Source organism: Shouchella oshimensis (assembly GCF_004375095.1).
Lineage (GTDB): Bacteria > Bacillota > Bacilli > Bacillales > Bacillaceae_D > Shouchella > Shouchella oshimensis.
Genome location: NZ_SNUX01000004.1, coordinates 646,658 through 667,133, shown reverse-complemented (window position 1 = coordinate 667,133; position 20,476 = coordinate 646,658). Strand labels below are relative to the sequence as shown.

General features: G+C 40.4%; 21 protein-coding genes. 11 read left to right on the top strand and 10 right to left on the bottom strand.

Features of this window, described 5'->3' with window-relative positions; translation table 11 throughout:
* Positions 1-48 precede the first annotated feature (48 nt).
* The 4 genes from E2L03_RS18825 to E2L03_RS18810 all read left to right on the top strand — a co-directional run bounded on the left by E2L03_RS18825 (position 49) and on the right by E2L03_RS18810 (position 3,568).
* Positions 49-1,014 carry a YncE family protein gene (locus tag E2L03_RS18825; protein WP_134260085.1) on the top strand — a complete coding sequence of 322 codons (966 nt, stop codon included), beginning with the start codon at positions 49-51 and terminating at the stop codon, positions 1,012-1,014.
* Positions 1,011-1,694: a response regulator transcription factor gene (locus tag E2L03_RS18820; RefSeq protein ID WP_038484460.1), complete on the top strand. Its 684-nt coding sequence runs from the start codon at positions 1,011-1,013 to the stop codon at positions 1,692-1,694. Before E2L03_RS18825 ends, E2L03_RS18820 begins: the two co-directional genes overlap by 4 nt.
* Positions 1,691-3,085, top strand: a complete 1,395-nt coding sequence (locus E2L03_RS18815) for a sensor histidine kinase (RefSeq protein WP_095151025.1) — start codon at positions 1,691-1,693, stop codon at positions 3,083-3,085. Before E2L03_RS18820 ends, E2L03_RS18815 begins: the two co-directional genes overlap by 4 nt.
* A gap of 93 nt (positions 3,086-3,178) precedes the next feature.
* Positions 3,179-3,568 carry a hypothetical protein gene (locus E2L03_RS18810; RefSeq protein WP_038484454.1) on the top strand — a complete coding sequence of 130 codons (390 nt, stop codon included), beginning with the start codon at positions 3,179-3,181 and terminating at the stop codon, positions 3,566-3,568.
* Positions 3,569-3,652: 84 nt separating this feature from the next.
* Here E2L03_RS18810 and E2L03_RS18805 read toward each other — a convergent pair whose 3' ends face one another.
* A complete protein-coding gene (locus E2L03_RS18805; RefSeq protein ID WP_241742073.1) occupies positions 3,653-3,922 on the bottom strand; it encodes a 4a-hydroxytetrahydrobiopterin dehydratase in 270 nt (89 codons plus the stop codon).
* Positions 3,923-4,095: 173 nt separating this feature from the next.
* Here E2L03_RS18805 and brnQ point away from each other — a divergent pair, with 173 nt between their 5' ends.
* The 4 genes from brnQ (at position 4,096) to E2L03_RS18785 (ending at position 7,418) form a co-directional block, all read left to right on the top strand.
* Positions 4,096-5,439 carry a branched-chain amino acid transport system II carrier protein gene (gene brnQ, locus E2L03_RS18800; RefSeq protein ID WP_437183250.1) on the top strand — a complete coding sequence of 448 codons (1,344 nt, stop codon included), beginning with the start codon at positions 4,096-4,098 and terminating at the stop codon, positions 5,437-5,439.
* Positions 5,436-5,750, top strand: coding sequence for a CHY zinc finger protein (locus E2L03_RS18795; protein WP_241742070.1), 315 nt, complete (start codon positions 5,436-5,438; stop codon positions 5,748-5,750). The genes brnQ and E2L03_RS18795 overlap by 4 nt, the downstream gene beginning before the upstream one ends.
* A gap of 73 nt (positions 5,751-5,823) precedes the next feature.
* Positions 5,824-6,756 carry a nucleoside hydrolase gene (locus E2L03_RS18790; RefSeq protein WP_134260081.1) on the top strand — a complete coding sequence of 311 codons (933 nt, stop codon included), beginning with the start codon at positions 5,824-5,826 and terminating at the stop codon, positions 6,754-6,756.
* 116 nt (positions 6,757-6,872) lie between these two features.
* The gene (locus tag E2L03_RS18785) at positions 6,873-7,418 is read left to right on the top strand and encodes a GNAT family N-acetyltransferase (RefSeq protein WP_124742882.1); all 546 of its coding nucleotides are present in this window, start codon (positions 6,873-6,875) and stop codon (positions 7,416-7,418) included.
* Positions 7,419-7,434: 16 nt separating this feature from the next.
* Here the strand turns inward: E2L03_RS18785 and E2L03_RS18780 are convergent, their stop codons facing one another.
* Positions 7,435-8,064, bottom strand: coding sequence for an NUDIX hydrolase (locus tag E2L03_RS18780; protein WP_134260079.1), 630 nt, complete (start codon positions 8,062-8,064; stop codon positions 7,435-7,437).
* 83 nt (positions 8,065-8,147) lie between these two features.
* Here E2L03_RS18780 and E2L03_RS18775 point away from each other — a divergent pair, with 83 nt between their 5' ends.
* Together E2L03_RS18775 and E2L03_RS18770 are read left to right on the top strand one after the other, a co-directional pair.
* Positions 8,148-8,828, top strand: coding sequence for an ATP-binding cassette domain-containing protein (locus tag E2L03_RS18775; RefSeq protein WP_166740377.1), 681 nt, complete (start codon positions 8,148-8,150; stop codon positions 8,826-8,828).
* Between the two features lie 2 nt (positions 8,829-8,830).
* A complete protein-coding gene (locus tag E2L03_RS18770) occupies positions 8,831-10,849 on the top strand; it encodes a hypothetical protein (protein ID WP_166740376.1) in 2,019 nt (672 codons plus the stop codon).
* 35 nt (positions 10,850-10,884) lie between these two features.
* Here the strand turns inward: E2L03_RS18770 and ribD are convergent, their stop codons facing one another.
* A complete protein-coding gene (gene ribD, locus E2L03_RS18765) occupies positions 10,885-11,988 on the bottom strand; it encodes a bifunctional diaminohydroxyphosphoribosylaminopyrimidine deaminase/5-amino-6-(5-phosphoribosylamino)uracil reductase RibD (protein WP_221620917.1) in 1,104 nt (367 codons plus the stop codon).
* A 13-nt stretch (positions 11,989-12,001) separates the two neighbouring features.
* Positions 12,002-12,865: an oxidoreductase gene (locus E2L03_RS18760; protein WP_124742878.1), complete on the bottom strand. Its 864-nt coding sequence runs from the start codon at positions 12,863-12,865 to the stop codon at positions 12,002-12,004.
* 947 nt (positions 12,866-13,812) lie between these two features.
* On the opposite strand from E2L03_RS18760, the gene E2L03_RS18755 reads away from it, so the two are divergent.
* Positions 13,813-14,496, top strand: coding sequence for a DsbA family oxidoreductase (locus E2L03_RS18755; protein WP_124742877.1), 684 nt, complete (start codon positions 13,813-13,815; stop codon positions 14,494-14,496).
* A 42-nt stretch (positions 14,497-14,538) separates the two neighbouring features.
* On the opposite strand, the gene E2L03_RS18750 is transcribed toward E2L03_RS18755, so the two are convergent.
* The 6 genes from E2L03_RS18750 to E2L03_RS18725 form a co-directional block, all read right to left on the bottom strand.
* Positions 14,539-15,429 carry a diacylglycerol/lipid kinase family protein gene (locus tag E2L03_RS18750; protein WP_241742142.1) on the bottom strand — a complete coding sequence of 297 codons (891 nt, stop codon included), beginning with the start codon at positions 15,427-15,429 and terminating at the stop codon, positions 14,539-14,541.
* Positions 15,430-15,479: 50 nt separating this feature from the next.
* Positions 15,480-16,127, bottom strand: a complete 648-nt coding sequence (locus E2L03_RS18745; RefSeq protein WP_038484429.1) for a DUF421 domain-containing protein — start codon at positions 16,125-16,127, stop codon at positions 15,480-15,482.
* A 299-nt stretch (positions 16,128-16,426) separates the two neighbouring features.
* The gene (locus E2L03_RS18740; RefSeq protein ID WP_134260071.1) at positions 16,427-17,551 is read right to left on the bottom strand and encodes a M20 family metallopeptidase; all 1,125 of its coding nucleotides are present in this window, start codon (positions 17,549-17,551) and stop codon (positions 16,427-16,429) included.
* A gap of 21 nt (positions 17,552-17,572) precedes the next feature.
* Positions 17,573-18,550 carry an ABC transporter ATP-binding protein gene (locus tag E2L03_RS18735; RefSeq protein WP_134260069.1) on the bottom strand — a complete coding sequence of 326 codons (978 nt, stop codon included), beginning with the start codon at positions 18,548-18,550 and terminating at the stop codon, positions 17,573-17,575.
* A complete protein-coding gene (locus E2L03_RS18730) occupies positions 18,547-19,536 on the bottom strand; it encodes an ABC transporter ATP-binding protein (protein WP_055736165.1) in 990 nt (329 codons plus the stop codon). Before E2L03_RS18730 ends, E2L03_RS18735 begins: the two co-directional genes overlap by 4 nt.
* 13 nt (positions 19,537-19,549) lie before the next feature.
* Positions 19,550-20,473 (bottom strand): ABC transporter permease, encoded by a 924-nt coding sequence (locus E2L03_RS18725; RefSeq protein ID WP_038484402.1) that lies wholly within the window; start codon positions 20,471-20,473, stop codon positions 19,550-19,552.
* Positions 20,474-20,476 lie beyond the last annotated feature (3 nt).

Here is a 20,476-nt window from a genome sequence, read left to right as displayed (position 1 = left end):
TCACATTTATATGCTATACTGATGCGGAAAAAAGGAGGGAGAAAAGGGTTGCTACGTTTTATGACAATTGCTGCCATCATGATGACTTTTCTTTCTGCTTGCCAGAGTGAACAAGTAGATATTCCTCAAAAAAGCGGTTCCTATTACATGGTTTCGCATGTGAAAGAACCTACGCTTGCTTTTGTTAACAAGGAAAATTTAGAAGTAGAAAAAATGGCAGCACTACCAACCGTTTGGGAGCAGTTGATCGGGATAAATGATACAGAATTTGTCTTTTTGTCAAACGAGTCTCGCATGCTTTCAAATTTTTCATTAGAAACTGGAAAGGTTTCACCTATAGTAGAGTTCGATGAGGCAGTCAGTGATGTGTTGTATGATGCTGAGACGAACTCTTTAGTCATAGCTTACGCCACAATAAACAAAGTAGAATGGCGGACGTTGGAAGGTGAAGCAATAGAGGATAGGGATCTAGCATGCTCAGCTACAGAATTAATGATTGAAGGAAACACATTGTTTGCTCTGTGTGCAGATGATAATCTAATCGTCACGGTGGATAGGGAATCATTAGATATGAGAGAGTCATTTTCTGTATTGGATCGTGCGTCAGGTCTGTATGTAGAAGACAAGAATCTATGGATTGGTGGCCATGGACCAACAGGTAAATTAAATCATCAAATTGATCGTTACCATGTACAAACAGGTGAAAAGATAGGTACGATTGATATTGGTTTAATGCCCATCGCCATTGATGGAGATGGCCGTAATGGAACGATTTATGCCATAGCGCACGGTAATGATCACCTTTATAAGATTGACGCCTCCTCGGATGAAGTAGTAGCCACTTCAGACGTTGGTCATAACCCTAGTTATATTCATGTAGATAATGAGGTTATCATTGTTAGTAATTTTGATAGCCATTCATTGTCTTTTCTATCAAGTGAGACGTTGGAAAAGCGATCAGAGGTTGAAGTCGGTGCAGGTCCATATGTCATTGTGTCAGGGGAGATAAAATGAGTAGAGAACCAATCATTCTTATTGTGGATGATGAGCCAGACTTAGTAAAGCTTGTATCGACGTATGTCAAAAAAGAAGGATACCAATCGTTAGAAGCAGGGAACGGAACAGACGCTCTACGCCTTCTTAAACAACATCACGTTGAACTCGTTATCCTTGATATTATGATGGAAGGAATAGACGGTTTTGAAGTCTGCAAGGCTATACGACAACAATATGCAGTACCTGTTATCATGCTCACGGCTCGAAGTCACGAAGAAGACAAGGTGCGAGCATTAAAGCTCGGTGCAGATGATTATATGGAAAAGCCCTTCAGTCCAAGGGAACTAATGGCTAGAGTAGAAGCAACACTGCGACGCTCCAATCAAATGAATGATCAGCCAAATCGTCTAGTCTTTCATGATCTACAGATTGATCGTGGTGCAAGAATGGTATTTGTAGGCACCCAGGAAGTACCGTTAACAAGAAGAGAGTTTGATCTACTCGTGTATTTGGCTGAACATAAAAATCGCTCGTTCACGCGAGAACAACTGTTTACACAAATTTGGAGTGATCTTAGTACAAGCTCTTTGCGAACCGTAGATACCCATATTAAGACGTTACGCCTTAAGTTAGGAGAGAACGGAAAAAAAGTGCAAACCGTTTGGGGCATAGGCTATAAGTTTGGAGAGGTTGAATGAAGTCCATTTCGATCAAGAAGAAGGTCTGGATGGGTATAGGGTTAACAGTTCTTGCGGTTATGGTACTATCAAGTCTGTTGATCTTTTTTCTATATGAACGGCTATATGTGGATCAGCAAATAAGCCAATTCGAACGTGAGGGACAGGCGCTAGCAGCTCTCTATAAGGATGAAGGATTGACTGAAGGATTTTATGAGTTTCTTCATTGGTCAGAGGAAACATCAGATGCTCGTTATGTCGTAACAGAAGATCCGATGGAGCTTGCAGGAGGTGCGCCGTTTGAAGATGATTTTGGTGAAGAGCTGATTTCATTTGATGAGAGGCAAGTGTTATTGCAAGGGCAATCGGTCTATGTGAGGCGAGAGCACCCTCGGTTCCAACAAGAGTTAATCGGTGTAGCCATTCCATTTATAGGGGAAGAAGGCCGCCTAGAGGGAGCTGTGTTCATTTCTCAACCACTCACCGACTTATACGAGTTATTTTCAAACGTGGCATGGTGGCTTATTCTCATTGTCACATTAGCAGGTGGCTTTATTTTATTTATGGGTAGTCGCCTTACAAAACAGCTTGTTGGCCCACTTTTAAAGATGAAACAAGTTGCGGAAAAGATGGAGTCAGGTGATTTTTCTGCACGTATTCAGCTCGTTCGGTCTGAAGATGAGTTTGTGCTGTTAGCGAATTCGATTAACCAATTAGCTTACTCTTTGGATCAGGTGGAATCAAATCGTCGAGTGTTTTTAGCAAATGTTGCCCATGAACTTCGTACACCCCTTAGCTATATGATTGGCTATATGGAGGGGATGGAAGAAGGGGTCATTGATCAGAAAAAGGGACTAACGGTGCTCACTCAAGAAGCCAATCGACTGAATCGATTAGTAACGGACTTACTTGATCTTGCCCAACTGGAGGGAGATGGCGATACACTGGATAGGCATCCGCTTGTGTTTGCTGAGTTAATTCGAGAAGCAGTTGACACCGTTCTCATTCGGGCGGATGAGAAGTGTATACCGATTCAACTAGATTTAGATGAAGCAAGTATTGTGGTAGCAGATCGTGATCGAATGAAGCAAGTATTTATAAATGTATTAACAAACGCAATCGCTTATAGTGATTGCGGTCATGCTATTACAATTACCTTAACCGTAGAGGATGGAAGAGCAAAGGTAGTTGTAAAAGATAGCGGATTTGGTATTCCTGAAAAGGATGTCGCTAAAGTAACAGAACGTTTTTTCAGGGTAAAGAGAGGAAGAAGCCGTACAGATGGTGGCACTGGATTAGGGCTATCCATTGTTCAAGAAATTATTGCCAAACACAACGGTACATTTCAACTAGATTCAATTGAAAACGAAGGAACAACAATCGTCCTTACTTTAGCAGAGTATGACGAATAATGAGCTAAGCTTCATTGTCTCTCGTCCAGAAACAGATGGGATGTTCAAAAACCATCGGAGCAGTTCTATGGCAAGTAGAGAAGAGGTTATGTAATGAACCATTCGAAGCTATTGTTAATTGTGTCGTCTTTATTTGGTCTATGGGGTGTAATGATGGGGGCACATATGGCAGGAGGCGGGTCTTATGCGTTATCCGCTATTCACGCCCATGTTCTTGTTTTAGGCTGGTTAACCCTTTTTGCTTGGAGTGTCTTTCATAAGCTCTATAAGCCGAAGCAAAGGCTACTAGCTAGTTTGCAAACGTGGACAGGCATAATTGGTGCTATTCTTCTTACAGTCGGTATGTGGCTGTATACAAATGAACCGTTTAATCTGCCACATGCGCTTCAGCTTGGGCTTTATATTGGCGGAGGTATGACCGTGGTTGTTAGCTTCATACTTTTTGCCGTACTAGCATTTTTATCAAGTTCAAAAGAAGAATAGGGTTATAAAAAAAGCTGCCCTCTCCTATTTATAGGATGAGGACAGTTTTTTTGCTGATAGCTAGATTGTGTGTGCACATTGCTACTAATGGGAGTAGAATTGATCGCAAGCTCTTGCCGCATCAAGATCTTTTTGTGTAAGCTTGCCTTTATCGACCGTTGTCCATTTAATGGTAATCGTCGTGTGGTCAATAATGATATAGGGGTGATGTTGAGCTCCTTCAGAATAAGCAGAAACATTTTGGACAAAATCAATTCCGGCTAAGAAGTCATCAAAAGAAAAATGTCTGATTAACGTTTCTCCTTCAACCGTCCAGTGTTCTAATTTCTCGGCTTCTTTTATTAACTGACCCAAAGTCATTCCTCCTAAAAAAGTTTGTCTTTCTTTATACCTGTTTTGGTCACATACTAACCATTTGTTTTGAAGGAAGATTTTACATGAAAATTATATGGACATAATTTGACAATATGTGATACAATTCTCAAATGACATAATTAGTCAGATAATTTAAACAGAGAGGTGACATGATGAACCAATTAAGTGGTATATCAAACAAACAAACACTTTATATTGGGTTGATGCTCTTTTCACTTTTCTTTGGTGCAGGTAATTTAATCTTCCCACCAGAGCTTGGTCAGAGTGCTGGATCAAATGCATGGCCAGCGATTATTGGTTTCTTAATATCAGGGGTAGGTTTACCTATACTCGGTGTTATGGCAATTACGTACGTAGGAAGTGATGACGCTGAAGGCCTTGGGCGTAGAGTTCATCCCTATTTTGCGATAGGATTTACAGCTTTAACTTTTCTAACGATTGGTCCATTCTTTGCCGTACCTCGTACAGGCACAGTGTCCTATGAAATTGGTATTCGTCCATTTATTGAAAGAAGTGAGAGCCTAAATGCATCGAGCCCATTATGGCTGTTTCTTTTCTCCATTGCGTACTTTGCCATTGTATTTTATTTATCATTAAGTCCAGGGAAATTTGTAGATCGAATCGGCAAAATTATTACGCCGTTTTTATTACTCGTTATAGCTATCTTACTTGTGACGGTATTATTTAATCCTTTAGGGACGTATCTTGAGCCTGTTGACTCATCTTTCAGTGATTATCCATTTTTCCGTGGAATTACGGAAGGTTATCTAACAATGGATACCATTGCGGCAGTCGTGTTCGGAATTATTGTCGTAAAAGCAATAAAAGATTTTGGCGTGACGGATCAGCGGATTGTGAAGCGAACGGCATGGAAAGCGGGATTGATTGCTGCTATCTGTTTAGGTACTGTTTATGCAGGTCTTGGTTATCTAGGGGCCATCAGTGCGTCGGCTATATCAGCTGATTCAGGAGCAGGAATCCTTGCAAGTGTCTCATTTGAATACTTTGGCTTAGGTGGAAACGTACTACTTGGTTTAATCATATTAGGTGCATGTATTCCAACTGCTACAGGATTGATTTCCTCGTGTTCGTTTTATTTTAATAAGTTGTTTCCAAGACTCTCTTACAAAGCGTTTGTTATTATTTTTACACTTTTTAGCTTAGGTATATCAAACTTTGGATTAAACACAATTATTGAATTCTCAATCCCTGTATTAGTCTTTATTTATCCAATTGCTATCGTGCTTATTCTACTAGCATTCCTTGAGCCATTATTTAAAAGGAGACGCATTGTTTACCAAATGACCGTTCTGTTTACCGCCATTGCTTCGATAAACGAAGGTTTAACGGCTGCAAACCCATCATGGAACTATTTAAGGGCAGTTCCTCTACCTTTTAATGATATTGGTTTTGCATGGGCATTGCCTGCATTCATTGGCTTTGTTATCGGTCTTCTCTTGAGCCCAGTATTTAAAGGAAGCGAGCCTAAAGCTTGACGATCGTAAAGGGAAGAATGGTTGATACAGAGACGCGCTGTGTCCACTATTCGAAGGCGGTTGATGTCGTAGCCATTCAGTTCGAATGTTGCCGTGATTTTTATCCATGCTACAAATGCCATGATGAAGCGGTCGATCATGAACGAACCCAGTGGCCAAAAGCAGCATTTGATAAACCCGTCATTCTGTGTGGGGTTTGTAAGCAGCTGTTAACGATCCATCAATACTTGAAAGCCTCACAATGTCCGCATTGTGAGGTGGCTTTTAACCCGAATTGTGTATGGCATAACCATCTCTATTTTGACTGTTAAGGGATAAGGAACAAGTATGTTTTGGTACTGCTTCTCATAAAATGGTGTAGGACATTGAGAGAGGGGCAGGTACATGAAGCACTATGTGTTGTTATTCTGTGATCCAGGAATAGATGATGCAATGGCTATTATGTTAGCCATCATGCACCCACAGATTGAATTAGTTGGTATTGTCACTAGCTATGGAAATGTTACAAAAAACCAGTCAACCATAAATGCAGAATATATATTAAAAGTAGCAGGGATGTCTCATATACCAGTGATCCCTGCTGCTTTTCGTTCTTTTTCAGCGTTTGAAGAAGTGTCTTACCCTGAAATCCATGGGGTAGCAGGACTTGGATCGATCGTGCCTGAACATCATTTCCCAGGAAATCGCTTAGGTTTCGATACCATTCGCTCTATTCTAACGACTTATAATCGACAGCTAACAATAATCGAGTTAGGAAGAATGACGGCATTGGCAAGTGCTTTTAATTTATATGAAAACGAGTTTTCTCAGGTGAAAAATGTCTTTATTATGGGTGGGGCTTTCTTCATTCCTGGAAATCGTACACCTGTAGCGGAAGCAAATGTGTACGGTGATTCTGTCAGTGCTCGGTTTATATTTCGATTTCTGCAAACGACTATTGCACCGTTAAATGTTACATCACAAGCGATAATCACTCCTCCTCTCATTCAACGCTTAACCAGTCACCCTACTTTTGGGAGCACCATTCAAGCCATTCTTTCTGTATACATAAAGTACTATCAAGAAAAACACCCTCAACTATCTGGACCCCCTATTCACGACATTGTTCCTCTACTCATTATGGTAAATCCCTCTCTAGCTACTTATGTATCTCGTAATATTGAAGTGATTACTATGGGAGAAGCAACTGGTATGACAGTTATTGATTTAAGACCGGATAGTCCCATTGGACAACAAAAAATCGCGTGGACGATTAATCAAAAACAACTGTTACAAGATTACGAGAATGCGATGTTCGGTTTCTATGCAGGCGGATAAAACATTGGTATACTTACGTTATAACTGAGACGGAAGGGTGATGTTTATGAAAACGTATGTAACGTATTTGTATATAACAGAAAAAAGACACTATTATAGTAAAAGGAGTTTTGTGATTGATCAAAGGAAAAAGAATCGAATTAAGGCCTGCATCGAAGAAAGACTTCATAAGGCAAGTTGAGTGGAGAAATGATGAAAACACTGCTCGTTTAGCTGCGGGGTCGTATGCTGCCCTCTACGGTCATGTGACAATGGAAGAAGTAGAGGCGCTCTATGATAAACGAGTTGTAAAAGAAAGGAAAACGGAAAACATTTTTGCTATTTATATAGCTGAAACCAATACGCATATTGGAAACTGTGATTATCGAGATGTTAATCCTATTGCAAGAAGTGCTGAGGTAGGTATTTCTATAGGTGTTGAGGGTGAACGTGGCAAAGGTTATGGAACGGAGGCGTTACAAGCGCTCGTCCAATTTCTGTTTGAAGATTTAAATTTGCAGCGTGTTCAGCTAGATACATGGAGTGGAAATGATGCAGCGATACGGACGTACCAAAAGTGTGGTTTTAAAATAGAAGGAAGGTTAAGAAGAGCGGAGTGTGTGAAAGGCATTTATTATGATCAGCTTATTATGGGTTGTTTGCGAGAGGATCGAGAGCAATAAAGCTCTCGACTCCTTTTTAGGCATGACGCTGTAGCTGGTCTTCTAATGCAATAACTGTTTGCTTTAAGTAAGAGAGGGAATGGGGGACAAGATCATTTAGTGTGATTTCTAACTCTAGAGCAATGCGATCATTCCCCTCTTCTTTATAGCCTGAGGCAACCATTGAGTTGGACAAGCCAAAGCATACCTTTTTGAATTGATAAAAAGGGACAGCTACCATTCCAGCTACTTCTTCTTTTTGTAGTGTAAACGACTCTATCAATTTGGATGTGAAATGAACGTAAGAAGAAGCGATTTCGTTATCGAGAAATGATTCTGTATGAATCTTATCGAGAAATTGACCGATAAAGTAGATGTCTTCTGATGATAGTGTTACACCGAGTTCCTCCTCGACTTCTCGTAAACCGTCTAGTGTGGTTTCGGTAGATATTAAGTGACCAGCAGCTGTTATATCGAACAAATTCGGAAAATCTTTTTTTGTCGGGCTTCTAAGCTGCAAGTAAATAAGTGGTTCTTGTATTTTGTCATTTATCATCCATAGATGGAATGTTTCGTGCCATAACCCGTTCTGGTGAATTTGTTCTCGATGGGTCGAACCGAGGGGTTTTTTCGCATGAGTAAAGTACAAAATTTTTTCAGTATTCATGATTAATCCTCTTTTCTGTACAGTAGCTAGATTTAGTATAGCATAAGAACAAATGAAGGATCATGTAAGAGAGGAGCATGCGTTTGCAGTATGTCCAGGTTAAACAGTTATCAGTAAATGAACGGTTTATTTATAGAAAGAGACGGATTTTAGATAACATTAGCTTTTCCATTCGCCATGGTGAGGCAATTGGACTCTTTGTAGAAAATCGGCAAGAGAGAGAATGGCTGATGGATCTTTTGCTAGGAATGAAAAAACCTAATCGTGGTGAAATTATAATCGGTCAGCATACGATCACAAATGTAAATGAAGAAGAAGCAGCTCGTATACGCAGAGAGGAAGTTGCCTTTGTATCAAGTCGAACACTATTAATGACAGAAGCAACGGTTGAAGCGAATTTACAGGTGAATAAGTGGCTAAATAAAAAGGCTTATGCAAATAAAGCGCATTTAAAACAATTACTTATCTACTTTGAGGCTGAATCTCTTTGTCATAAATTCGTGAAAGACCTTGACTCTCGTGAAAAGGAACTTGTACGACTTATTCGTGCTCTTTGGATGAGCCCTTATCTAATCCTAATGGAAGAGCCAGAAGATGCTCGTACGCTAAAAAAACTTATTCAGTATACGTGGTCAAGGCAAATTACATTTCTATTTACAACTTCTCAACTAAAAAAAGCAGAGCTGGCTCACGGCATGTTGTCTATAAAGGGCGGAGTATTAGAGGATCATTCGCGCCTAGAACGAGGAAGGGTGCAAGAGTAGGAATGAAGATGATTTATTTTTTAATGGGCAATCGCACAGCTTTTCAGTCAAAGAAAGGATTTCGGTTGTTTTTAGTTTACGTACTATTGCTTATAGTGTTACTTACGTCGTTGTTTTTTAGTTTGCAAGTTGCCATTCATGCAAATAAGGTTAACCAGCTATCAAGTGATGGAGGGAACTTAGGCCTTTATTCAATTCAGTCTAAAGTCGATCTAAGTAAGTCAGAAATTGACCGATTCATGGATTTAGATTCTGTTTACCAACCATATGTGAAAAGTAAGCCAGAGGCGTATACATATGAGGGAGCAACGGTAATCGTCCAAAGGAATAGTGAACCTTATTTTCATGAAAATGGGACGACTCTTCTTATTGGAGAGTGGCCACAGAATGAACATGAATGGGTTATTAATAGCTATCAATTTTATGCGATCGATGACGATTTTTCACTTGGTGACCAACTTACATTTGAGTCTAGCACAGGCGATCGAAAGGCTATTACGATTACAGGTGTATATGAAGAGCTGCAAGCTTATCAAGCATCTTATTCAGCGCTAACCGTTGGAGAGGTAGAGGAAGGCTATATTGCTGGATTAGTAGAAATGGATTCGGTTTCAACTGTTTCTTCTGATTTGAAGGAGACTTTTGACATCACCATACAACGCCAACCGGTTTATCAAAATCCACCTTTTGAGAAGCTTTCGGAGGGTAGTACCATCATCGTGTTTTATAGTCTACTCCTCTTATTGAACATGATCATCCTAGCATGGCTTGCCGTGCAACTTCTGTCATTGTTTGATTTTCGTGCTGGATTGTCAACGGCCATGTACTATGGCTTGTCGCCGAAGAAAACAACATTGGCTTGTATCGTATTGTTTAGTATCGTTGCCATGCTTTTAGTCAGCATCAGTTATTTTATAGCTTATATAGCCTTTCAGTATGTTGGCGAGAGATGGAGCCACGTAATAGGTGTTTCAATCTTCTATCGTCAAGACCATGTAAATAATCAAATGCATATACCTATTGATTACACCTATATGATCATCGCCAGTATCCTTCTTACAATATGGTTCATTCTTGTTTTCTTTGTAAGTAAACAAATGAATAGAACAACAACCCTCATTGTTTCAAGTTTAGTTGGGCTTATTTGTTTAGCCTTAACAATGCCTTTCATTCAATCTGTAGTGGACTATAACGAATTTCACAGAGAGAATGAAATCGGTGATGATATTTATGATTATTATTTAGAAAAACAACCGTATACAAGCGCTCATTTATTAGATAAAAGAGCCATCGATCAGTTTGATGATTTAACAAGTGCATTGGATCGTGACGGTGTTTCCGCTCTTCATTTAAGGGGGCTTCAAGATTGGTTTGTAAATGGACTAGAAGATGAACAAGATCTGTTTTTCGCATCGCAAGTTTTAGCTGTAGAGGACGATGAGTGGCCAAACATGTTAAAGCAATTAGGCATGGAGGAAATAGCGTCCTTAAAACAAGATGGCGCACCTCCCATTATTCATTTTCCATGGAAAGAGTCAGCAAAGTTTAGTTACCAGGAGCCCGTTTATCTCGAAGGAATGGAAGTAGCACTCCAGCAAATAAACTATAAAAATGATGGCAGCTTTGAGTTTGTAACCAATGAAGAAACGTTAACATTTCGTGCCTATAGTGTAGAACAAGAGCATTTTTTTACCTATGAAACGTTTATATTGCCTCAATCTTATGTTGGTGAAACAAAGGTAGACGAGCAATTGTTCATGCCAGTCTACTTAATCCCGACTGATTTATCCATTAACGAATTTGAATACGAATTGTTCACGAACTATTTAAACGAGTATCCGTTGCTTAGGTTTATTGAAAATGGGCATCACGCCACATGGTTTGTTGAAACAGAGCGAACAAGCTTTAGGTTGCTGATGATACAGGTTGTCCCGATTGTACTTGTATTAACAATGATTCTGTTTTCGTTAGGCGCACCTTTGCTTAAGAAAATAAAAGCGAAAAAACAATGGAGTTCTTAATAGAGAAAACCTAAATGCAGCCATTTAAAGCGCATTTAGGTTTTTTTATTTTCATATTGAGGATAAGCAATAATCTTTAGGTCAGGTCCTATAACGGAGCTTTCTGCCCACTTCAGTGGAATCGCCTGATCCATTGTTTCGATACCGATTCCTTCAAAAAAGCTTCGTGCATCTCGTCCACCAATAAGTTTTGGCGCGATATAAATAATACATTTCTGTACGTGTTGCTGCTCTAGAAAAGCAGCATTTAATGTGCCACCAGCTTCTAGAAGCGTTGAGGTGATGCCTTTTGAGAATAACGTAGCAAGCATCTCATCTACATCGACCTTCTCCTGATTCGTTGTGTAAAAGATGTGTACACCTTTCTCTTTTAATGCGGCTTCTTTAGCTCTATGAGCTGGTGCAGCAGAGGTAAAGAGATAGATAGGGGCTTCCCCATCATTGACTACGTTACAGTCTAACGGTATACGCATTTGCGAATCAACGATAATGCGAACCGGGTTTCTCCCATTAGGAATACGAGCCGTTAATGAGGGGTTGTCTTTTAAGACGGTCTCAATGCCGACAATAATACCTTGATGTTCACTTCGAAGTCGATGTACATCTTCCCGTGCAGGAGGGGATGTAATCCATTTGCTGTGAGTCGTTTTCGTAGCAATTTTCCCGTCAAGGGAGACAGCAGCTTTTAACGTCACGAAGGGTCTTTTTTGAACGATAGCAAAGTTAAATACTTCATTTAATTGTGTAGCATCTTCTTCTAATAAGCCAACTTCGACTAAAACGCCAGCATCTTTGAGACGTTTTATTCCGTTACCAGCTACTTTAGGGTTGGGATCAAGTGAAGCGACTACGACTTTCTTTACACCGGCTTTCACTAAGGCATCTGCGCAAGGACCTGTTTTACCTGTGTGTGAGCATGGTTCGAGGGTAACATAAGCTGTTGAACCTTTTGCATGCTCACCCGCCATTTGAAGCGCATGAATTTCTGCATGTGGCCCTCCTTCTTTTAAATGAGAACCTATTCCAACCACTCGACTTTCTTTTACAAGTACGCAGCCGACAATAGGGTTTGCCCCTGTTTGACCTAGCATGGCTTTTGCATTTTCAAGGGCTAGCTTCATATACATTTGATCAGACATAAGTAAACACTCCTTACGATAAATAATAGATGCCGGTGCGTTTTTCTGAAAGCGACCATAAAGACTCCGCTTGGTGTTTATTAAAAATAGTATCCCCAGTTGTTTGAGGTTTAGGTTCCCCGTACCATTCCCTATAGCCACTAGGTCCAATCCATTCTCCGCCGTTAAGCGTGGCATTTGTGGCAGCATAACATGTCGATGCAGCGCCTTGTTCAGCTGATTGAACAAGATAGGGTAAAATGCTACGAATCAACCAATGGGCTTTCTTGCCTGAGCCTTTGGAGAGCAAGTTTGAATAAGCTAGACCAGGATGGCAAGCAACACTAATAGTGGATTTTTGATGTAGTTTTAAACGTAAATCCAGCTCTCGAGCAAATAAAAAGTTGGCAAGCTTACTCTGTCGGTAAAAGGTCATTGGATTGTAACCGTAGTCTCCATTGTAATTAGCAAACTGAATCGTTCCTTTAATGGCAGCGATACTTGTGATCGTCACAATACGGGATGAAGGAGTAGAAGTTAAGAGTGGCAAAAGATACCCGGTCAATGCGAAGTGACCAAGATGATTCGTACCAAACTGTCTTTCAAAACCGTCTACTGTAAGCTCATATGGTGGAATCATAACCCCTGCATTATTGATAAGTAAATCCAATCTTGAAAATGGTACGCTTTCTGAAAAGGTTTGAATGGAAGAAAGGTTCCCTAAATCGAGAAAAGAAAAAGAGACAGCTCCATAAGAGCGGAGAAGTCTAACGGTGGCTTCCCCTTTTTCTTTATTTCGACTGGCAATGATTACCCGATAGTTGCTCGCTAGTAAAAACTTGGCTGTTTCAAAGCCAATTCCGCTTGTTGCACCGGTAATAAGCGCTGTATGCTTCATATCATTTTGCTCCTTTAAGCAATCACTGTCTCCATACTACACTAGTCTTATGAGGGTTTGCCAAAAAGAAGGTTGCTAAAGACGTTACGAGCCATTGGAGGAGGTAGCGTGTATAGTGCTTTGGCGTGTTAAAAACAAAAAAAGCGAGCAGTGATAAGGATCACTGCCCGTTCATATTGATTACCCAAGAGTTCCCACGATGCTAGAAACCGATTCAAAAAGTTGTGTAAGTACGTCTGTGAGCATTTGATCCACCTCCTGTTTCAAAATAAGGAAAAAGAGAATTAACCAAGAGTGCCGATAATGCTAGAAACTGATTCAAAAGCTTGAACAAGAATATCTGTAAACATAAGATCCACCTCCAGTTTGAAAATAAGGAAAAAGAGAATTAGCCAAGAGTACCGATAATGCTAGAAACTGATTCAAAAGCTTGAACAAGAATATCTGTAAACATAAGGTCCACCTCCAGTTTGAAAATAAGGAAAAAGAGAATTAGCCAAGAGTACCGATAATGCTAGAAACGGATTCAAAAGCTTGAACAAGAATATCTGTAAACATAAGGTCCACCTCCAGTTTGAAAATAAGGAAAAAGAGAATTAGCCAAGAGTACCGATAATGCTAGAAACGGATTCAAAAGCTTGAACAAGAATATCTGTAAACATAAGGTCCACCTCCAGTTTGAAAATAAGGAAAAAGAAAATTAACCAAGAGTACCGATAATGCTAGAAACGGATTCAAAAGCTTGAACGAGAATATCTGTAAACATGACAGAACCTCCTTTTAAAAAGCTTTATTGTTTTTACTTACCTAGCTAACGCAGGAGAGGTCACATTGGATCACTTTTTTTTATAATTTTTTTTAAAATGGTTTAAAATGATGGCCGAGCACATCCGTTGCACTTGTTTACTGATGGGTATATCGTATAAAAAAGAAGGGGTGAATAAAGAATGAAAGTAGAGATTTGGTCGGATATTGCATGTCCGTTTTGTTATATTGGGAAGAGGAAGTTTGAACAGGCTCTAGACGAATTTGATCAACCTGTTGACGTGACGTTTAAAAGTTTTCAGCTTGACCCGAATGCACCACACCACTCAACAGAGTCCATGGTTACGGTTCTTGCGAAAAAATACAATATACCTGTTGAAAAGGCAAAGGAAATGAATAGTCAAGTTACTGCTCAGGCGAAAGAAGTAGGTTTAAACTATGATCTAGAGAGTATCCGAGTTGTGAATACAATGGATGCTCATCGCTTAAGTCATTTGGCGAAAGAAAAAGGGAAAATGGGAGAAGTAATGGAGGCGCTATTAGACGCGCATTTTGTTCAGGGACGCTATGTTGGTGACCGAGAGGAGTTAATCAACATTGGGGCAAAGGCTGGTCTATCGAAAGAAGAGGTTAACACCGTACTAGACAGCGATCAATATAAGGACGTTGTCATGCAAGATCAGGCAGAAGGAAGCCAAATTGGCGTTCAAGGCGTTCCATTCTTTGTTTTTAATCGGAAATATGCTGTTTCAGGCGCTCAGCCAAAAGAGGCATTTCTTCAAGTATTAGAAAAAGTAAAAGAAGAAGATCAACCTCAGATTCAAGTCGTGAATCAAGGCGATACCTGCACAGATGAAAGTTGTTAAATAAAAAAGAGGAATCCAACACTTACTTGGTTCCTCTTTTTATCATTGATGATGAATAAAGGTCAATGCTTTTTCGTGAACAAGATAGGTTACAGGTGTGTTGTCTATCTTTTCTCCATCGCTATCAATATCAAGGACAGGCGAGGTAGTAAGTGAACATTGGCTTACATTAAGCATTTCCAATTGCTCTGGGTCATCGAGCCAGCCTTCGTCCGTGCGTGCTTGATTATACATATTCTTTAGCAATGTTGCGCCTGCTTCTTTTACGATAATCATGTGAAGAATGCCATCGTTTAAAGAGATAACGTCTTTAAACAAGCCAACTGTTCCGATGTATTGACCGTTCATAGCGACTATCATAACGGCCTCTCCGCTTTTTTTTATTCCTGTATTAGTTGTTACTTCATAGGAAAAAGGTGTCGGTTCTTTTAGGGAGCGGATGGCGCTAATAATATAGCCTAACTTCCCAAACGATTCCTTAGTGGATTCCTCTATTTCTTTTGATGCTTCTGTAATCAGACCAACCCCAGAGAAATTACTAAAGTAACGATCGTTTTGGCTAATAATATCAATATCAGTCGTCTGTCCAGCAAGTATAGCATCCACCGCATCTTCTAATTTTGAACAGTTTAATGAGCGAGATAAGTCGTTGCATGTTCCTGTTGGTAAGATGCCAACGATAGGACGGCCAGCTTGCTGCATAAGCCCGTTTACGCATTCGTGAACCGTACCGTCTCCACCCATAATGAGGATTAAGTCCACTTTGCTTCCATTTTCCATGCATAGAGCTTCCGTGTCCCCTGCTTTTTCGGTTTGGTATAAAGTGAATTCTTTTATGGAAGGGGCTAATTTAGGAACAATGTCTTTAAGTAAATCTTCTAGTTCACCTTGTCCAGCTGCTTGATTGTAGATGAGCATGGCTTTCGAATACATGGTCACTTGACTTCACCTCTTCTATACATCTATACCCTTTTTCCTTTATTTCAACTACGTGTAATAATCTTTTTTTGAACGGCAAATGTGTTATTAAAGTAACTACAGTAAAAAACGTGCTCAACGGCGACGATGCCCTTTTTATTTAATTGTTCGTGAACCCATTCTTCAGTTAGATTTAGTATGTTTAAATGATCTGTTTGCAGTACTCCATCCATAATTAGAGGCAAGGTAAAGGGTGCGTTGTCCCCTTTTTTAAAGATAGATAATGTGCCAGAGGCTTCAAGCATAGCCCAGTCAACTTCTTGTACATCGGCAATGTTTTTATCCCGAAGCTGCAACATAATATCATCAATATTATAATTCTGATCCGAGAGGTTTTTTTGCAAAAATTGGCCATCTTTAATTATGATGACAGGTTCTCCATCAACGAGATCTCGAAACTTTTGATTCTTTACTTGTAAATAAGTAAAGATACGTTGCAATAGAATGAGAAGGGCAATAGGTGCTAAACCCCTATATAAAGGCAGTTCTGGATCATCAATTAAAACGACAGCTAATTCAGCAATCATTAAGGTAATAATGACATCAAGAACACTTACTTCCCCAAGTTCTTTTTTGCCAGTTAAACGAAAGAAAATTAAAACGGCGATAAACATAATAACCGTGCGTATAAGTATGGACAGTAGTTGGTCCAAGCCGATCACCTCGTTTAAAGTATGAGCGAAAGAATCAAGAAACATGCAATTATTCTAAATCGGCTTGGTAATAGCACCACTTGTAAGGAGCAAAGAGAGTAAAAAGAGTAAAAAGCTTGTTTGATCATAGCAAAAAACACCCTCTTCTTACTATAGAGGATGAGGGTTTATTATTGGAATAGGTTCGTTAGTGTTCTTTTTAACTTAATACAAAAAATGCGGCTCCTTTTTCAGTAGGCGTCACCGCATTTTTTTAAAACGTTTATTGTTAATTTCTGGTCTTAGACAATGATTTGAATTTAACTGCTTAACCTTTCAATCGTTAATGCAAGCAACTTTGTTCGTTCTACGAGTGAATCAATCTCTAAATATTCCTCGTCATTGTGCTGATTTCCGCCAATTGGTCCCATTCCATCAATTGTTGGGATACCGAGTGCAGAAGTGAAAGAAGCATCCGATCCGCCCCCCGTACTTGTTTCTGTTAAATCAATATTTAATGATGAAGCAACGTCTTTAATGATTTCATATAGAGCAATGGTTTGCTCGTTTCGCTCCATTGGTGGGCGGGTAATATCGCCTTCAAGTTCTATTGACGTATCAGGAACATCAGGCTGAGCGCATATGTTCTCTATAGCTTTTGCTAAAGGCGCCGCTTGGTCTTGAGTGGTAATGCGAATATCAACTTTCCCTTCGGCATAATCAGCGACAGTATTGACAGAGGAACCACCATGACTGATACCAACGTTCACACTGATGCCCTCCTCGTGATTAGATAATCGGTGTAGCTTAATCGTCTTATGCGCAAGTTCTTCAATCGCGCTCCGTCCTTTTTCTGGTTCAATACCTGAATGAGCCGCTTTTCCTGTGACTTTCAAGGTATATCTACCGCCACCACGACGTGACGTGACGAGGGAACCGTCTTTTCTAGCTGGTTCCATCACAAGCACGGCTTTCTTGCCTGCACCTTGTGCCTCAATCAGCTTCCGCGCTGATGGTGCGCCGATTTCTTCATCACTCGTTAGCAATACAACAACGTTTTTAGCGGCTTCCTTATTAGCATTTAGAAGTGCTTGTAACGCAGAGAACGTTGTGACATGACTTGCTTTCATGTCTATGACACCTGGTCCATAAGCGCGATCACCAACAATGTGAAATGGTCGTTCTGCCGCTGTGCCCTCTAAAAAGACGGTATCCATATGCGCAACAACTAGGATGTCTGGCTCTGTTGCTTCGTGATGCATAAGAACAATATGATTGCCGTATGTGTGTTGTTCATGTATGTCTGCATGAAAACCGATTGTTTGATAAGCGTCGATTAATTGTTGTCCAACTCGGTCAACGCCATCTTTATGATAAGATCCGCTATCAATGTTAACGAGCTTTTCTAGCATGTTTAACATCTCTACTGTTGACGCGATCTTCATTGTAATCACCTCTTTAACGGATTAATGTAGTGGATAATGACAGGCTACAAAGTGACCTGGTTCTCTTTCAAGAAACGCAGGTTCCTCAATCGCACATTTTTCCTGCGCATTTGCGCAGCGTGTATGAAAACGGCAGCCAGATGGGGGATTAACAGGGCTTGGCATATCGCCTTCAAGAACAATCCGCTCCCTTTGGTTTCGTTGTTTTGGATCAGGCACAGGTACAGCGCTAATTAATCCTTGTGTATAAGGATGCATAGGACGTTCAAATAAATCCTCTTTAGACGTAAGCTCGACTACTTTTCCTAAATACATCACAGCGATGCGGTCACTAATATGCTTAACGGCAGGTAAGCCATGGGCAATAAATAGAAAAGTAAGCTGAAATTCCTTTTGCAGTCGTGCCATTAAATTTAATATTTGTGCTTGAATCGAAACGTCTAAGGCTGAAACAGGTTCATCACATATAATGAGTCTAGGCTTTAGGGCGATGGCTCGCGCAATGCCAATTCTTTGCCGCTGCCCACCACTAAATTCATGAGGATAGCGCTTCGCATACGAGCGATCAAGCCCGACGACATCCATCAGCTCATACACTTGATCAAGTATACTTTTTTCTGACTCATTTTTATGCGTTTTAAGAGGCTCTGCAATGACATCTTTTACGCTCATCCGCGGATTAAGCGAAGAAAATGGGTCTTGGAAAATCATTTGGATATCCGCGCGTTTTTTTCGTAAAGGCTCTCCGCGTAATTGCGAAAAATCGCTTCCCTCGAATAAGATTTCCCCGCTCGTTGGTTCAAGCAAGCGCATTAATACATTGCCAAGCGTCGACTTTCCGCAACCAGATTCGCCAACGACACCAAGGGTTTCGCCAGAATAAATGGTAAGATCGACCCCATCTACTGCTCGGAGCAAGCGTTTATTTCGTTTTAGAAAACCTTCACTGACATCAAAATGCTTTGTTAATCCTTTTGCTTCAAGTAATACATCTTTCATACAATTGCTGCCTCCTCTTTGCTGAAAAGCCAACAACGGACATGCTGACCTGCTTCTGCGGAAAACAATGGTGGTGCTTCTGTGATACAACGTTCCATTGCATGAGGGCAGCGAGGAGAAAAGCGACATCCAGTTGGCATTGATTCAGGGGTAGGAACTGTTCCTTCTATCGACGTTAATGTTTCTTCTAGCTCGTTAATTTTTGGTGTACTAGCAAGTAGTCCCTGTGTATATGGATGTGCTGGTTTCTCAAACAATGTAAATACGTCTGCTTCTTCAACGACTTGCCCTGCGTACATAACGATGACAGTATCTGCCATTTCTGCTACAACGCCAAGATCGTGAGTAATGAGCATAATCGCTGTATCGTTTTCTTGAACTAAATCACGCATTAACCCTAAGATTTGTGCTTGGATGGTCACATCTAAAGCTGTTGTAGGTTCGTCAGCAATGAGTAATTTAGGGCTACAAGCAAGTGCGATAGCAATCATAACACGCTGTCTCATACCGCCACTTAAGGAATGTGGGAAGGAACGGTAGACCTTTTCAGCTCGCGGAATTCCGACTTTTTTAAGCATATCAATGCCTTTTTCTTTCGCTTGCTCTTTTGATACGTTTTGGTGTAGTAAGATTACTTCTGCTAACTGATTTCCGATTGTAAATAAAGGATTTAAAGAGGTGAGTGGCTCTTGAAAAATCATCGATAAGTCATTGCCTCTTAATTTACGATACTGTTTATCGCTAATGCCAATCAAATCTTGACCATTAAACCTAACGGAACCGCCGACAATTTTTCCTGGGGAGGACACAAGTCCCATTATTGATAAGGAAGTCACGCTTTTACCACAACCCGATTCGCCTACGATTGCAACTGTTTCCCCGTGTTTAATTGAAAAGGATACACCATTCACAGACGGAACAGCACCATTCTCTGTAAAGAAATGTGTTTGCAGGTTTTCTACTGACAAAAGAACGTCTTCGCTCATGTTTACCTTCTCCTTACCGACGGGTTTGGCTACGAGGATCGAGAACATCGCGAAGCCAATCGCCTAAAAAAATTATTCCTAATACTGCTATTGTAATGGCTAATCCAGGGAATGTTGCGAGCCACCAGCTTGTTGCCAAATAATCCCGTCCGTCACTTAAAATGCCGCCCCAAGAAATATCAGGTGACTGTATACCTAAACCAAGGAAGCTTAAAGACGCTTCTAAAATAATGGTGGTTGCGACACTTAAGGTGGAGATAACAATAAAAGAAGAAATGACATTCGGTAATAAATGACGATACATAATAACCCGATTCTTTACACCGATAGAACGAGCTGCTTTTACAAACTCCCTTTCTTTAATTGAGAGTACTTCCCCTCGAACAAGTCGCGCGTAATTTACCCAGTTTGTTACCCCAAGAACAAATATGAGCGTCCAGACACTTGGACCAAATACGCTTAAAATAACAAGAGCAAATAAGATATTAGGGATGGACAAAAAAGAATCGACTAATCGCATTAAAATGGAATCAATCCATCCTCCATAAAAGCCAGCTATGATGCCAATTGTGACACCGATGATTCCGGCAACAACAACGGAAGCTATTCCGACTAATAAAGAGATTTGGGAACCGTAAATAATTCGGCTCAATATATCCCGTCCAAGATTATCGGTTCCTAGGATATGGCTGATGGAGCCTCCTTCAATCCACATTGGTGGCTGTAACATATTAATGGGGTTAATTTCATTCGGATCGTGAGGCGCTAATACACTAGCAAAAGCTGCCACTAAAATGACAGCAACAACGATAAAAAAACCAACTGTCCCTGTCTTACTTCGCCACAATAATTGACTCCAGCGTTTGAGTCGTCCTTTCCTAATAGGCGTACTTAGTTGTTGAGAGCCAGGCAGTTGCGGTTCTGGTTGTAAAGCCATTTA